Here is a 14050-nt window from a genome sequence, read left to right as displayed (position 1 = left end):
AGAGAGTGGCCTTTTACACCTTGGGCTGTAAGATGAACTTCCACGAAACGGCCTACTTAGAGGAGCAGTTCAAAGGGGCCGGATACAGGGTAGTGCCCTTTGAAGAGGAGGCAGACGTTTACGTTATAAACACCTGCACCGTAACCCACACTGCAGACGCAAAGTCCAGGAAGGCGATAAGGCGGGCGAAACAGAGGAACCCAAAAGCACTGGTGGTTGTAACCGGGTGCTACAGCGAAGTGTACCCCGAAGACGTGGAAAAAGTGAAAGAGGCCGACCTTATAACCGGCAACGTAGAAAAGCAGAACCTTGTTGAGCTGGTTGAGGCCAGGCTCAGGGGAGAGCTTCCCCGCACCGTTGTAAAGGGAGTGTGGAGAGACGGAACATTTCAGCGCCTCACAATAGAGAGCTTCGAGGGCCGAACACGGGCCTTCGTAAAGGTACAGCAGGGGTGCCAGCTCTTCTGTACTTACTGCATAATCCCGAAGGCCCGGGGCCCGATGGTAAGCCTACCGCCCCAGGAGGCCCTCTCCCAGATAAAACGGCTGGTAGAGGCCGGATACAAGGAGATAGTTCTAACAGGAACGCACCTTGGGGCATACGGCAGAGAGTTTGAAGGGTGGAGCCTTGCAAGGCTCGTTGAAGAGGCCGTTAAAATCCCCGGCCTCTACAGGCTCAGGTTGAGCTCCGTAGAGCCGGTAGAGTTCACTCCCCACCTGATAGAGGTGATAACTGGCTCGGAGAAGGTGGCCCCCCACTACCACGTTCCCCTTCAGAGCGGCAGCAAAAGCGTCCTTGAGCGGATGGGAAGGCGCTATACCCCCTCGGACTACGAAAGAGTAATCGAAGAGCTCGTAAAGCGAAGGCCCGAGTGCTGCGTAGGAACCGACGTTATGGTGGGCTTTCCCGGCGAAAGCGAGGAGGAGTTCAACGAGACCTTAGAGTTCATAAAATCGCTGCCCCTGGGCTACCTCCACGTTTTCCCCTACTCAAGGCGTAGGGGAACGGTGGCGGCAAGGCTCAGAAATTCGGTTACGCCCCAGGAGAAGAGGAGGAGGGGCGAGCTGCTCAGGGAGGTAGGCACCGAAAAGAGCGTAGAGTTCAGGAAACGGTTCCTCGGGAAAGAGCTGGAAGGGCTCGTGATAAAACAGAGCCCCTACGGCAGCGTTGCCCTAACGGGAAACTACATCCAGACGATACTGAACGGGGAAGTCCCAACCGGCTCAACGGTGAAGTTTACACTCACAAAGGTGGGCAGAAAGAGAGAGGAGAACTATGGAGAAGTTTCAGATAGAGCCCTTCTACGTAATGCAGGTTCTTGAAAGGGCAAAGGAGCTTGAAAAGAGGGGCAGGGAGGTTATCCACCTCGAAATCGGTGAGCCCGACCTCCCGGTTCCTGAAAGGGTCAAGAGAAAAGCCGCCGAGCTTCTTACGGAAACGGAGCTCAAGTACACGCCGGCAACCGGTATACCCAAACTAAAGGAGGCGATAGCCGAGTTCTACTACAGCCGCTACAGGGTTGTTGTTGAGCCCGAGCAGGTTGTTGTAACGCCGGGAAGCTCGCCGGGATTAGTTGCGGCCCTCAAAACCGTTTCACGCCTTGTAGGGGAAATATCGTTTACAGACCCCGGATATCCGTGCTACAAGAACATCTTGAAGGTTCTCGGGGAAGAGGGGGTTGCCCTTCCGGTAGGCCCCGAAAACTCCTTCAAGGTCAGGCCGTTTCAGGTAAACACCCCGGCCCTGATAGTGAACTCGCCCGCAAACCCCTCCGGAGCCGTTTACACCAAAAGGGAGCTGGAGAAGCTCTCCAAAAGGGCCTTCCTCATTTCAGACGAGATATACCACGGGCTCACCTACGGGGAGGAAGCTCCGTCGGCCCTTGAGGTAACGAGGAACTGTATAGTTGTTAACGGCTTTTCAAAGTTCTTCCTGATGACCGGCTGGCGGGTGGGCTGGCTAATCGCGTCCCCGGATATGGTTGAACCGATAAACGCAATCCTCCAGAACACGGTGATAGCACCTCCAACCCTCTCCCAGCTGGCGGCCGTTGAGTGCTTCAGTGAAGAGGTATTAAGCGAGCTTCAGGAAAACGTTAAGGTATTCAGAAAGCGCAAGGAGATACTCCTAAACGGCCTGAAAGAGATTGGCTTTAAGGTTCCGGTAGAGCCCAAAGGGGCCTTCTACATCTGGGCAGACGCCTCTCCCTTCACCGAAGACTCCTTCAAGTTTGCGTTTGAACTCCTTGAGAGAACAAGCGTTGCAGTAACGCCCGGAAGGGACTTCGGCTATAATGGAACCGAGAAATTCGTTAGGTTCTCCTTCTGCACGGAAACGGAGAAGATACTGGAAGCCCTTGAACGCCTTTACAGCTACCTCAGGTAGGGAAGGAAGGAGTGGGGAAGAGAGAGATTAAAAAGCGAATCCCTCCTCAGTTCGGCCAGGAGAAAATCCTCGAAGTTGTAATGAAGTTCAGGGCCCCCCTCATCATAGCCCTGATAACCATCATGGTATCGACAATCGGCTACATGGTCATATCGGGGGTGGGGCTCCTCAAGGCCTTTTACATGACCGTTTTAACGGTTACCACCATAGGCTACGGTGAGATGTGGAACATGACGGCCAAGGATAGGGTTTTCAACCTGGCCGTTATGACAATAGGCGTGGGAGCCGTAATGGGCTACTCCCTGGCCGTTCTCATAAACATCGTAACCAGCGGAGAGGTAAAAAAAATTCTGAGGTTCAGGAAGATGGTTAACGACATCTCCGCCCTAAAGGGGCACTACATAGTGTTCGGACTCAACGACTACACCTTAAACCTGATAAGAGAGCTCCACTACTACAAAATCCCCGTTGTGGTGGTAGACGAAAACGAAAAGCTGGAAGAGCTGGCCCAGAAACACCAGATACGCTACTACCTGAACTTGCCACCAACAGAGGAGAACACCCTCTACCTTGCCAACATAGAGAGCGCAGTGGGAGCGGTGGTGGCAACCGCCGACGACTACAAGAACTTGGCGATTACCCTAACGGTTAAGAACGTGGTAAACAAGAACAACATCTACCCGTTTTTCACAATCGGCCTGGTAAAGAGGAAGGAGTTCAAGGAGAAGTTAAAGCTCGTAGGGGCCGACTACGTTGAGACCATCCCCGACATAATCTCAAAGAGGGTTGCGATACTCGCGAGAAAGCCTCCCATTTTCGGAGAGAAATCGCTGCTGGAGGAGATACTCTTCGGGGAGCACACCTTCATAGACATAGAGGAGCTCGTGGTTCAGCCCGACTCCCCCGTAGTGGGCAAGACCCTGAAGGAGCTCGACCTCCGGCGGAGGTTCGGCATCACCGTTATAGCGGTTAAAAAGCCCGACGGTAAAGTGATATTCACCCCCGGAGGCGACACAAAAATCGACGCCCTCGACATTTTAGTTGTTGTGGGCCCCAGGAAGCGGCTGGAGGAGGCGGTAAGGGTGCTGTTCAAGGGCAAGATAGCCTCCCGCTCTGCAATGCTCAAGAGGAAACTGAAAGAGAGACTCGGAGGTTAAGGTAATGGACTGGAGTAAAGTGGGTACGGCGTTCTTCGTTATGATGTCGCTGACAACAACGGTCGGCTTCGTTTACGACGGCGACCCCTTTGAGCTAATCGCCTCGGTTACCTTCAACCTGATAGCAACGCTTTTAAAGCTCGGCAGTAAAAAGACCTTAAGCGCAGAGCTCCTTGCAACGAGCCTTGCGGCAGACCTCCACCTTATACCGGCACTCATTTTCTACGAGATGGGAACGAGACACACCCTTGTAGAGGCCCTTGCCTGGGGAGCGCTGGTTGCAAACGTTTTCTCGGTTATCATCCTGATAGTGGAAACGGTGATTGAAGCCCGGGAGGAGGAGTGGTGGTAGGAGCTTCTCACGGGAGCTTCAGCCTCACAAGCAGCTGCCCCACAAGGAAAAGGAGCACCGAGTAGAGGAGCAGGAAAGTGCTCTTCCTGCAGGCCGAGAAGGCAGAAAGCAGGAAAACGGTAACGGTAAGGCTTACAAAAACGGCAACGGCAGCCTTAAAGGGCCAGAAGAAAAAGGAGAGGAAGGAGAGGGCCACGCCGTAGGGGGCTTCCCTGCAGAAGCTCCTGAGCTTCACGGAGTAGTAAAAGAGCAGAAAAAGCAGTAAGAGGGCCTCAAGTAACTGTTTCACCGCTTACCCCTTTCAGGAAAGCCGAAACGTCTGCAAGTTTTCTAGGAGCCACAAACTCCCTGCCGTTAAAGACGATAAGGCCACACCTGTAAAACCCTTTAAACCCTAACCAGAGGGATTCCCTGAGATAGAACTCTTCAAGCTCCTCCGGGGAGATATCAAACTCCTGCCGAGGCAAAATGAGAAGGGCGAAGGTGGAGATGTAGTGGTCCGGAGGAAGGGTGAGGAGCTTCCTGCTCTCAACCTTCAACAGGTTGAAAAGGCGCCGAAGCTCGCCCTTTACCGGAGGTGAGTCCGCGTAAACGCCCAGCAGGTAAAAAGGGTTAACGAGCTCGTAGTCTTTCATGAAAAAGGTGGTGTGAACCGTTTTCTGAACAACAGAGCCGAGGAAGGAGAAGTTGCCGAAAGGCTCCTTCCAGCTGCCGTAGGCAGAGAAGAAGGCCTTCAGGTTACTTAACAAAGAGGATAACATCTTCGTTGTCCTTGCCCTTTACGAACATCTCACGGGCGAGCTTCTTGTAGTAGAAGTCTTTGTTCTCCTTAAAAGACTGGAGCCTCTCCCTGAGAAGCTCGTTCCTGTCGGCCCAGTAGTCCCTCTCCTTCTTCAGGCGGCTGTAGGTCTCTTTAAGGCCCTTCAGGGTAGAAACGGAGTTCTCACCGTAGAAGTAGCTATAGAAGGCCCAGGGCCCGAAAAGGGCCCAGAAGACAACAAGGAGGGTAAAACTACACCTCAGACTCCGACTCCGGCTCAATCAGTCCCCTCTCTATGAGCTCTTCGTTGTAGTAACGCCTGTAAAGGGCGTACCACTCGGGAGTGCCCTCGTAAATGGGCCTTGAGTGGGAGGCAATCTTCTCCCTAACTTTCTGGTCTATCTCCTTACGGAGCTTGGCAACCTCGTCGAAGGAACGAACTATGGCTCCCCTTATAACCCCCCGCTCCTCGGTGTAGTCAAGGGTATCGTCGGTAAGTATCAGCCTCAGAATCTTCCCGGCAAGGTAGTTGGCCTTCTCCCGTGAAAACGGACTCCCTATAACGGGAATCCCCCTCTCCTTTGCCAGCTTCTCCTTAACGAGCTTCCTGGCCTTGGTTAAAGAGACCCCCCTGTAGAGCACCTCTTCGCTGTTCTCCTGGATTATCCTCTCCGCCTCCTCTTCAAGCTCCTTCTCGGTTTTGTAGTCCTCGTAGAGGATTGTGTAAACCTTCTCTTTAAACTCCTCGGGGTTGTCGGCTATAACCAACTCCCGCTCAAGGAGGTTATCGACAATCCTGTCGGCCAGGAGCTTCAGGAAGCGGTTTTTCTTAGGCATCACTCCTCCTCGTTCAGTCTTTGCAGGAGAGATTTTACCTTTTTAGCCGCAATCTCTCCCTCTTTTGTCCCCCTCTTCAGCTTGGCCACCTTCTCGTAGAGCTTCAAGGCCTGCCTGTAATCCCCTTTCTGCTCAAAGAGCTGAGCCGCCCTGTAAAGGGCAGTAGAGGCCCAAGGCTCATACTTGGAGTAGTCGTAGGCAATCTTCAGATAGTCTATTATGGCGTCGTCGATATCGCCCTGCTGAGCCTCTATGGCCGCCTTCCAGAAGGTAGACTCAACAACCTGCTCGGGCTTAACGGCCTTCTTCCGAGCCTGAAGTATCAGCTTCTTGGCAAGGTCCAGCTTCCCGCTCTCCTGAGCGAGTATCGCAAGGCTGACAAGGTCATCGTAGTCAACCCCTTTAAGGCCGAACCTCTCTATAAGCTCACGGGTAAGCTCAACGGCCCTCTCCTTGTTGCCGGTAAGCTTGTAGTAGCGGGCGAGCTTCGCAAGGAAAGAGGCCCTTACCCCTTCGGGCAGGTTATCAACGTCTTTAACTTTTTGAGCCGCAGAGTAGGCATCAACCAGCCTACCCATCGCAAGGTACGTTCTAAAGAGCAGGTAGTTCTTTAAGTCCCTATCCTTCTGGCTCTCCTCCGGAAGGAGCGAAGCGTCCTTTAAGGCCCTTGAGTAGTTCTTCTGCTTAAGGTCGAGCTCAACCAGCCTGTAGACAATCTCCCGGCGCAGGTCGGGAGAGGTGGTTCGCTCAAGGGCAAGCTTCAGCAGTCCGTAGGCCTTCCCGAACTGACCCGCAGAGGCGTAATCTTCTGCTTTCGCCACAAGGGTGGAGATGCTGGTCACGGCGTTCTCGGGGTTGTAGGCTATAAAGTATGGGTCGTTAAAGAGAACGGGCGTAAAGTCTCCGGTCTTGTAGGCCAGGTAGTTGAGGTAGTGCTTTGCGAAAGACTCAACATCGTCGGTAGAAGCAAGGTTCATAAGCTCGGCAATGTAGAAAAAGGCCTTTTTAGGGTCTCTGTTCTCGTAGTAGCGGGCCAGGAAGAGGGCAAGGGCGAGCCGCTCCCTCTGGGGAAGCCTCTGGTAAACCTGCTCGGCGAGCTTCACGTTCCCGAAAGCTACCGCCTCCATAGCCTCAACAACCGGCGAGTTCACTCTAATCCCTTTTAGCGGGTCTTTTGCCCTAACGGCCCTTGCAACAAAGAGGGCCCTGCCTCCGTTAACCTCGGGGAAAAGGCCGCTACTTTTCAGCTCCTTCCTCAGAACGGAAAGGGCCTCCTTACCCTTGCCCAGCTGGTAGAGAGAAAAGGCAAGCAGCGTGTAGCCCTCTCCGGAGAGGTGTCTGCAGTCGCCAAGCAGCTTCACAGCCCTTCTATAGTCTCCCAGCTGAACGAAGGCCTTGGCTTCAAGCTCCTTTACCCTGTCTGTATCGTAGCCGAGCTCCCTCCTTGCGTAGTCGAGGAGCTTCACGGCAAGGGCCGGGTTCCCCGACAGCAGGTAAACTTTAGCGGCCGGAACAACCGACTCCCTGTAGTAAGGGGTGTTCTGGTAGCTGTTCATCAGCTGAGTATAGACAACGTTACCAACCGAAGTGTTAACGGTTCCGACCCTACCCAAAAGGTAGAGGCTCCTCGGGGTCAGGTAGGAGTTGGCGGCCGACTGGAGAGCCTCCTCTAAGGCCTTAGAGGCCTCGGAGAACCGACCCCTTTCGTAAAGGTAGTAGCCCCTATCGTGGGGGGAGCCGACAGAGCCCTCAAGGGGAGCAGTGGAGAAGGAGAAGATGAGGGCCTTAACGTAGAGGTCGGGGTAGAACTTTTTAAGCTCGGGCAGGTTAAAGTAGCCGGCGTAAAAGTTTTCAAGAACCTTCAGCCTTTGGGGAACGGCCGGTTTTGAAACGTCCATCCCTATAACGCTCGGAATTAGGCGGGCCTTCCCCATCTTAAAGTAGGTCCAGGCAATCAGGTAACGCTCCTGAGGGGTAGAGGGGTTTTTAAGGAGCTTCAGCACCCGGTCGTACTTACCGTTAAGGTAGTAGGCCCTTGCAAGCTCCAAACGCGTCCTCTGGTTGGGGTAACGTTTGTAGAGCTTCTGGGCCTCAACCAGGGCATCTACAAAGCGCCCCTTCCTCTCAAGGTACCTGATGAACTGCAAGGTGGCCTCGGGGCTCGAAAACCACCTGCCGTAGTTGTCGAAGATGAGGTCTATGAGGGTGTAGTCGTTAGACTTCGTAGCCCTCTCAAGGGCGCTCTTTAAAAAGCCGCTCTCCTTAACGGCACCTTTAAGGTCTACGCTCTTTGAGGCCACCTTAAGGAGGTAGTAAACGGCCTCGGGGGGAAGGTCTGCCTGCGACAGGGCGTAGAAAAAGCCCACCTTTTCCGATATGGGGAGGGATTGAAGCTCTTTGGCGGGAAAGGCCTTCTCAATCGGAATACCGTTTTTCAGGGCGAGAACCGTCTGGAGGGCGAGAAGCTCACCCCTGTGGAAGTTCGGATATCGGCTCTGCCAAAAGTCAACCAGCTTCTTAAGGGCGGCGTAGTCGCGGGCCTTGAGAAAAGAGAGGTAGGCAACCCTGTAAAACTTCGTAAACTCCTTGCCCTCAAGGGTTTCCATATTTTCCTTGAAAGTTTTCGCGGCCAGAGAGTAAAGGCCGTCTCTGTAGAGCTTCACCCCGAGATTGAGGTCGGAAGCAAAGGCGGCAGAAGCGCTCAGAAGAAGGGCAACGAGTCCGGTCGAAATTCCCTTTTTCATAGAAACCTCCCTTGCGGTCGGAAACCCTGCTTTTCAAAGCAGGGAGGAGACCGCACTTGAAATTTCGCGGGTATCGAAGTAGTATATGAATATGAAACTGCAACGAACTCTCAAACTCGTCCTTAAACCTACCGAAGAACAAAAGCAAATACTCCTTGAAACGCTTGAACAGTATAAGTTCGCTTACAACTACACTTGCAGAATCGGGTGGGAAGCCGAAACTTGGAACGGAGTCCAGCTCCACAAACTCACCTACTACACCGTCAGAAACAAAACTTCTCTCCCTTCCCAGCTTGTAATCTCTGCAAGAGTCGTAGCTACTGAAAGTCTCAAATCTGCAATCAAGAGAAAGAAAAAGGGACTCAAAAGCAGGTGTCCAGAGAGCAAAAATCCTGTTATTCGCTACGATAAGCGTTCTTATACCGTTTGGCTCAACAGAGAAGAAGTGTCCCTTGCTACTGTCGGTGGAAGACAGAAGTTTAAAGTAAAAATTCCTGATTACTTCAAGCAGTATTTGGACTGGAAGGTTACCTCTACTAACCTCAAATATGACAAAAAGCTCAAAAAGTTTTTCCTCAACATTACCGTTGAGAAAGACTTTCCAGATGTAGAACCTGTTGACTTCTGTGTTGGAGTGGACTTGGGACTCCGAAAACTTGCAGTTGTCTCCACTCCCGACGGAAAAATCAATAGGTTCTTTAACGGTGGACACATTAGAACCGTATCTGAAAGATACTTTGCACTTCGCAAGAGACTGCAGTCCAAAGGCACTCCTTCTGCTAAAAGACACCTTAAGAAACTTTCGCAGAAGGAGAAACGGTTTCGGACTGCTGTTAACCACAAAATAGCTAAGGAAATAGTTGCCCTCGTTCCTGCTGGTGGAGTAATTGTTCTTGAGAAGCTCAAGGGAATCAGGCAAAGGATTAAGGTTAACAAGCAGAATAGACGCTGGATACACAGCTGGAACTTTGCACAGCTTCAGCAGTTTATAGAGTATAAAGCACAGGCTAAGGGAATAAGGGTTGTCTACGTAGATGCACGCTACACCTCTCAAAAGTGTAGTAGGTGCGGATACATTTCCCGCTCTAATCGAATTGACCAGTCTCACTTTGTTTGTAAGCATTGCGGTTTCTCTCTTAATGCTGACCTTAACGCCAGCAGGAACATAGTCAAGAACTATCTGACTTCTCTCCACAGGGGAGAAGTCAGGACTGGAGCTGGTATATCCGCTCCAGTGGGGCGTTGTCAACCGTCCTAATGTAGCGGTGCTACCACTGCGTAGCATCAGCTACAAGCCTCCGACTTTAGTCGGGGGTAGTTGACTATTAAACTCCCGCTACAGGATTTGTGCAACCTAAAAATAGCACTTCCTCGGCAACCCAACTCAGCCTATATTAGGCTACCGATATGGAGAGGCGCTTTAAAGTAGTTTCACCCTTCAAGCCAAGGGGAGACCAACCCAAAGCCATAAAGGCCCTTTCCGAAGGGGTAAAAGAGGGCCTAAAGTACCAAACCCTCCTGGGCATCACGGGAAGCGGCAAAACCTACACAATAGCCAAAGTCATAGAAGAGGTTCAAAAGCCCACACTCGTCATCTCCCACAACAAAGTCCTGGCCGCACAGCTCTACCACGAGCTTAAAAACTTCTTCCCAGAAAACGCCGTAGAGTACTTCATAAGCTACTACGACTACTACCAGCCCGAGGCCTACATACCCAGCCGCGACCTCTACATAGAGAAAGACTGCTCCATAAACCCGGTAATAGAGCGGATGCGCCACTCAGCAACGGTATCCCTCCTGACCCGGCCCGACACCATAGTTGTGGCCTCGGTCTCCTGTATCTACGGCTTGGGCTCGCCGGAGCACTACAAGAAGCTCGCCCTCCGGTTCGAGGTGGGAGAGATTGTAGAGAGGGAAGAAGTCATAAGAAAACTGGTCAGCCTCGGCTACGAGAGGAACGACTTTGAAGTAAGGCCCGGAATCTTCAAAGTCCGCGGCGACGTAATAGACATCTACCCTGCAGACACCGAAGAACACTTCATAAGGGTTGAGCTCTTCGGCGACGAAGTCGACTCCATAACCATGCTGACCTACTTCAACCACGAAACGGTTAAAGAGCTAAACACCTATACCGTTTACCCGGCCTCCCACTATGCAACCCCCCACTCCCGAATAGTAAGGGCCGTCCGGTCCATAGAGGAAGAGCTTCAAGAGCGCCTGCAGTACTTCCTCAGCCAAGGGAAAGAGTTAGAGGCGAGGAGGCTGGAGCAGCGAACCCGCTACGACATGGAGCTCCTGCTCGAGATAGGCCACTGCAAGGGAATCGAAAACTACTCCCGCCACCTTGAGGGAAGGAAGCCGGGAGAGCCGCCGTTTACACTCCTCGACTACTTCCCTGACGACTTCCTCGTAATCGTAGACGAGTCCCACGTTACAATCCCCCAGATAAAAGCGATGTACAGAGGAGACAGGGCCCGGAAGTTCAACCTCGTAGAGCACGGCTTCAGGCTCCCATCGGCCTACGACAACCGGCCCCTAACCTTTGAGGAGTTCCTCAAAAGGGTGCCCCAGGCCATCTTCGTCTCGGCAACCCCGGGTCCCTTCGAACTCGAAGTCTCCGAAAGAGTTGTAGAGCAGATAATAAGGCCCACAGGCCTCCTCGACCCGGAAGTGGAGGTAAGGCCCACCCAAGGTCAGATAGACTACCTCCTCTCCCAAATCAGAGAGAGGGTAAAGAGGAACGAGAGGGTTCTAATCACAACTCTAACGAAGAAAAGCGCCGAAGAGCTCACCAACTACCTGCTCGAAAAGGGGGTAAAAGCCAAGTACCTCCACTCCGAAATAGATTCGGTGGAGCGGGTGGAGATAATCAGAGGGCTCCGCCAGGGAGAGTTCGACGTGCTGGTGGGCGTTAACCTCCTCAGGGAGGGGCTCGACCTCCCGGAAGTTTCGCTGGTTGCCATACTGGACGCCGACAAGGAGGGTTTTTTAAGGTCCACAACCTCCCTGATTCAAACGATGGGGAGGGCCGCAAGGAACGTAAACGGTAAAGTTATCCTCTTTGCCGACCGCGTAACCCCATCAATGAAGAGGGCAATCGAAGAGACCCAAAGGCGCAGAAAAATCCAGGAGGCGTACAACAGAGAACACAACATAACCCCCCAAACGGTAAAAAGGGAGCTCGAACCCTCAATCCTGGAAGACGCCGGCCTATCTGCACTCGAAAGGATAAAGAGAAAAGGGATAGAGGAAGTTCCCAAAAACGAAGAGGAGCTCTTCGAGCTCATAGAGAAACTGGAAAAGGAGATGAAAGAGGCGGCCAAGAACTGGGAGTTTGAGCGGGCGGCCGAGCTTAGGGACAAAATCAGAGAGCTTCGCCGCCTTCTCCTTCCGGAGTAAAGGAAGGAGTTGTTGTAAACTCTATAACAAACCCGCTTTCAGGGAGGCCGCCATGTCCAAAGAACAGCTCGACCACCTCCTAAAAAAAGAGCTCGTAATTCCCCCGCCGGAGGAGTTCGTCAAAAACGCAAACGTAAAAGACTACGAAGCCGAGTACAAGCGTTTTCTCGAAAACCCTGAAAAGTTCTGGGAGGAAGTGGCCCAGCAGCTAATCTGGTTCAAGAAGTGGGAAAAAGTTTTAGAGTGGAACTACCCTTACGCCAAATGGTTCGTAGGGGGCAAAACCAACATAACGGTTAACGCCCTCGACCGCCACGTCAAGGGGGACAAGAGGAACAAGGTAGCCTTCTTCTGGGAAGACGAGCTGGGAAACGAGAAAGTTGTTACCTACGGAGAGCTCTACAGGCTCGTTAACAAACTCGCAAACGCCCTGAAAAGGGCAGGCATAAAGAAGGGAGACAGGGTAGTAATCTACATGCCCCTCGTAATAGAACAAGTAGCTGCAATGCTTGCGTGCGCCCGAATAGGGGCGATTCACTCGGTAGTTTACGCCGGCTTCAGTGCATCTGCCCTCCGCCACAGGATAGAGGACGCAGAGGCCAAAATGGTCATAACCGCCGACGTTACCATAAGACGCGGCAGGGCCATTCCCCTAAAACAGATAGTAGACCAGGCAATCCTCGACCTTCCCACAGTTGAAAAGGTTGTCGTCCTGAGGAGGCTCAGGCCCCTGGTAGACCTCATCGGCGAAAAGGAGGTTGACTTCTACAGCTTCATAGAGAACGAGCCCGACTACTGCGAACCGGAGGAGATGGACGCAGAAGACCCGCTGTTCATACTCTACACCTCCGGCTCAACCGGAAAGCCCAAAGGGGTGCTCCACACAACCGGCGGCTACATGGTGGGAACCTACTACTCGGTAAAAACCGTTTTCGACCTTAAAGAAGACGATGTTTACTGGTGCACCGCCGACCCGGGCTGGATTACAGGCCACAGCTACATCGTTTACGGCCCCTTAGTTGCCGGGGCAACCCAGGTTATAGCCGAGGGAGCTCCCAACTACCCGGACTTCGGAAGGTGGTGGAGGATAGTAGAGAAGTACGGTGTGAACATCTTCTACACGGCGCCCACTGCAATCAGGATGTTCATGAGGGCCGGAGAGGAGTGGCCCAACAAGTACGACCTTTCGTCGCTGAGGCTCCTGGGCTCGGTGGGAGAACCCATAAACCCCGAAGCCTGGCTCTGGTACTACAGGGTAATAGGTAAGGAGCGGTGCCCGATAGTTGATACCTGGTGGCAGACCGAAACCGGCGCCGTGATGATAACAACGATAGACGGGCTGCCCATGAAACCCGGTAAGGCCGGTAAGCCCGTCCCCGGAGTAATTGCAGACGTTGTCGACAAAGAGGGCAACCCGGTAGAGCCCGAAAAAGGCGGTTTCCTGGTAATAAAGTTCCCGTGGCCCTCTATGATGAGAACCATCTGGAAGAATCCTCAGCGCTACGAGCAGTACTGGAATACAATCCCCAACTGCTACACGGCGGGAGACGTAGCAGTTAAAGATAAAGACGGCTACATAATGATTCTCGGCCGTGCCGACGACGTTATAAACGTTTCCGGCCACAGAATAGGAACGATGGAGGTTGAGTCGGCACTGGTTTCCCACCCGGCGGTAGCAGAGGCGGCAGTTATAGGAAAACCCGACCCGGTTAAGGGAGAGGCAATAAAGGCCTTCGTTATACTGAAAGCCGGCGTTGAGCCCAGCGATAAGCTGGTAGAGGACCTTAAGTACCACGTAAAGATGGAGCTGGGAGCCCTTGCCGTTCCCAGCGAGATAGAGTTTGTTGAGAAGCTCCCCAAAACAAGGAGCGGAAAGATAATGAGAAGGGTCCTAAAGGCAAGGGAGCTCGGAATAGACCCGGGAGACCTCTCAACGCTGGAGGACTGAAACTCTTCAAAATACGGAGGGGGGTATCCCCCTCCGTCCATTAAAAGGTAGCCTTCGCTCCCTTCTCTAAATCCATGAAAATTAATCAAAATTAATGAAAACTTCAGGATTTCGACCGATATTTCATATTGAACAGTGATTCAACAGATTAAGCTTAATCAAAATTAAGCATAAGGAGGTAAAAAATGACAGCTTAAACCAAATTAAAGGAGGGAAAATGAAATTCTTAGAAAAAGTAGCTGCTTTTCTGCTCGGCGCTATCAGACTCGGGATTACGCTCCTAGCTCCCTTACTTCTCCAAAAAATTTGGGTGGTTATTCACATCTCTGTAGATATCATTTATACCACCCCTCCACCTGGACTTCTCGGTTGAGCCGCGGCTCGCGGCTCACTTTTCAGCTATAATAAAATTCCCCTGAAAGGGATTGACGCCTTTACCAAATTGGAAAGGCAGCTACTTTTTCTAAA

At 52.4% G+C, this 14050-nt stretch carries 12 protein-coding genes; 7 read left to right on the top strand and 5 right to left on the bottom strand.

Annotated elements, in window-relative coordinates:
* Positions 1-5 precede the first annotated feature (5 nt).
* Genes mtaB through THEAM_RS02835 form a run of 4 tightly spaced genes read left to right on the top strand, consistent with a single transcriptional unit; the run spans position 6 to position 3894 of the window.
* Positions 6-1322 (top strand): tRNA (N(6)-L-threonylcarbamoyladenosine(37)-C(2))-methylthiotransferase MtaB, encoded by a 1317-nt coding sequence (gene mtaB / locus THEAM_RS02850; RefSeq protein ID WP_232203435.1) that lies wholly within the window; start codon positions 6-8, stop codon positions 1320-1322.
* Entirely contained in the window at positions 1276-2385 is a 1110-nt protein-coding gene (locus THEAM_RS02845; RefSeq protein ID WP_013537316.1) for an aminotransferase class I/II-fold pyridoxal phosphate-dependent enzyme, read from the top strand. Before mtaB ends, THEAM_RS02845 begins: the two co-directional genes overlap by 47 nt.
* An 11-nt stretch (positions 2386-2396) precedes the next feature.
* Complete coding sequence (locus THEAM_RS02840; protein ID WP_013537315.1) at positions 2397-3542, top strand: potassium channel family protein; 1146 nt, start codon at positions 2397-2399, stop codon at positions 3540-3542.
* A gap of 4 nt (positions 3543-3546) precedes the next feature.
* Positions 3547-3894, top strand: coding sequence for a DUF6394 family protein (locus THEAM_RS02835; protein WP_013537314.1), 348 nt, complete (start codon positions 3547-3549; stop codon positions 3892-3894).
* Positions 3895-3901: 7 nt separating this feature from the next.
* On the opposite strand, the gene THEAM_RS02830 is transcribed toward THEAM_RS02835, so the two are convergent.
* Genes THEAM_RS02830 through THEAM_RS02810 form a run of 5 tightly spaced genes read right to left on the bottom strand, consistent with a single transcriptional unit; the run spans position 3902 to position 8235 of the window.
* On the bottom strand, positions 3902-4183 hold the full coding sequence (locus tag THEAM_RS02830; protein ID WP_013537313.1) for a hypothetical protein: 282 nt from the start codon (positions 4181-4183) through the stop codon (positions 3902-3904).
* Positions 4167-4655, bottom strand: coding sequence for a hypothetical protein (locus THEAM_RS02825; protein WP_013537312.1), 489 nt, complete (start codon positions 4653-4655; stop codon positions 4167-4169). Before THEAM_RS02825 ends, THEAM_RS02830 begins: the two co-directional genes overlap by 17 nt.
* Positions 4633-4935 (bottom strand): FtsB family cell division protein, encoded by a 303-nt coding sequence (locus tag THEAM_RS02820; RefSeq protein ID WP_013537311.1) that lies wholly within the window; start codon positions 4933-4935, stop codon positions 4633-4635. The genes THEAM_RS02825 and THEAM_RS02820 overlap by 23 nt, the downstream gene beginning before the upstream one ends.
* Positions 4907-5491: a DUF507 family protein gene (locus tag THEAM_RS02815; protein WP_013537310.1), complete on the bottom strand. Its 585-nt coding sequence runs from the start codon at positions 5489-5491 to the stop codon at positions 4907-4909. The genes THEAM_RS02820 and THEAM_RS02815 overlap by 29 nt, the downstream gene beginning before the upstream one ends.
* Positions 5491-8235 carry a tetratricopeptide repeat protein gene (locus THEAM_RS02810; RefSeq protein WP_013537309.1) on the bottom strand — a complete coding sequence of 915 codons (2745 nt, stop codon included), beginning with the start codon at positions 8233-8235 and terminating at the stop codon, positions 5491-5493. The genes THEAM_RS02815 and THEAM_RS02810 overlap by 1 nt, the downstream gene beginning before the upstream one ends.
* Positions 8236-8320: 85 nt before the next feature.
* Between THEAM_RS02810 and THEAM_RS02805 the strand changes: the two genes are divergently transcribed.
* The 3 genes from THEAM_RS02805 (at position 8321) to acs (ending at position 13582) form a co-directional block, all read left to right on the top strand.
* Positions 8321-9493, top strand: a complete 1173-nt coding sequence (locus THEAM_RS02805) for an RNA-guided endonuclease InsQ/TnpB family protein (RefSeq protein ID WP_041439386.1) — start codon at positions 8321-8323, stop codon at positions 9491-9493.
* Positions 9494-9642: 149 nt separating this feature from the next.
* Positions 9643-11634: an excinuclease ABC subunit UvrB gene (gene uvrB, locus THEAM_RS02800; protein ID WP_013537307.1), complete on the top strand. Its 1992-nt coding sequence runs from the start codon at positions 9643-9645 to the stop codon at positions 11632-11634.
* A 52-nt stretch (positions 11635-11686) separates the two neighbouring features.
* The gene (gene acs / locus THEAM_RS02795; RefSeq protein WP_013537306.1) at positions 11687-13582 is read left to right on the top strand and encodes an acetate--CoA ligase; all 1896 of its coding nucleotides are present in this window, start codon (positions 11687-11689) and stop codon (positions 13580-13582) included.
* The last annotated feature ends 468 nt before the right edge of the window (positions 13583-14050 follow it).

It is taken from the genome of Thermovibrio ammonificans HB-1 (assembly GCF_000185805.1).
GTDB lineage: Bacteria > Aquificota > Aquificia > Desulfurobacteriales > Desulfurobacteriaceae > Thermovibrio > Thermovibrio ammonificans.
Note: the sequence above shows the minus strand (reverse complement) of the source record. Positions and strands in the feature narration are given on the sequence as shown.

Bases quoted from the DNA above. Each gene is read 5' to 3' on its own strand.
- THEAM_RS02845 (WP_013537316.1), top strand. From the start codon at position 1,276: ATGGAGAAGTTTCAGATAGAGCCCTTCTACGTAATGCAGGTTCTTGAA.
- THEAM_RS02835 (WP_013537314.1), top strand. From the start codon at position 3,547: ATGGACTGGAGTAAAGTGGGTACGGCGTTCTTCGTTATGATGTCGCTG.
- THEAM_RS02825 (WP_013537312.1), bottom strand. From the start codon at position 4,655: ATGTTATCCTCTTTGTTAAGTAACCTGAAGGCCTTCTTCTCTGCCTAC.
- THEAM_RS02815 (WP_013537310.1), bottom strand. From the start codon at position 5,491: ATGCCTAAGAAAAACCGCTTCCTGAAGCTCCTGGCCGACAGGATTGTC.
- THEAM_RS02810 (WP_013537309.1), bottom strand. From the start codon at position 8,235: ATGAAAAAGGGAATTTCGACCGGACTCGTTGCCCTTCTTCTGAGCGCT.
- THEAM_RS02805 (WP_041439386.1), top strand. From the start codon at position 8,321: ATGAATATGAAACTGCAACGAACTCTCAAACTCGTCCTTAAACCTACC.
- uvrB (WP_013537307.1), top strand. From the start codon at position 9,643: ATGGAGAGGCGCTTTAAAGTAGTTTCACCCTTCAAGCCAAGGGGAGAC.
- acs (WP_013537306.1), top strand. From the start codon at position 11,687: ATGTCCAAAGAACAGCTCGACCACCTCCTAAAAAAAGAGCTCGTAATT.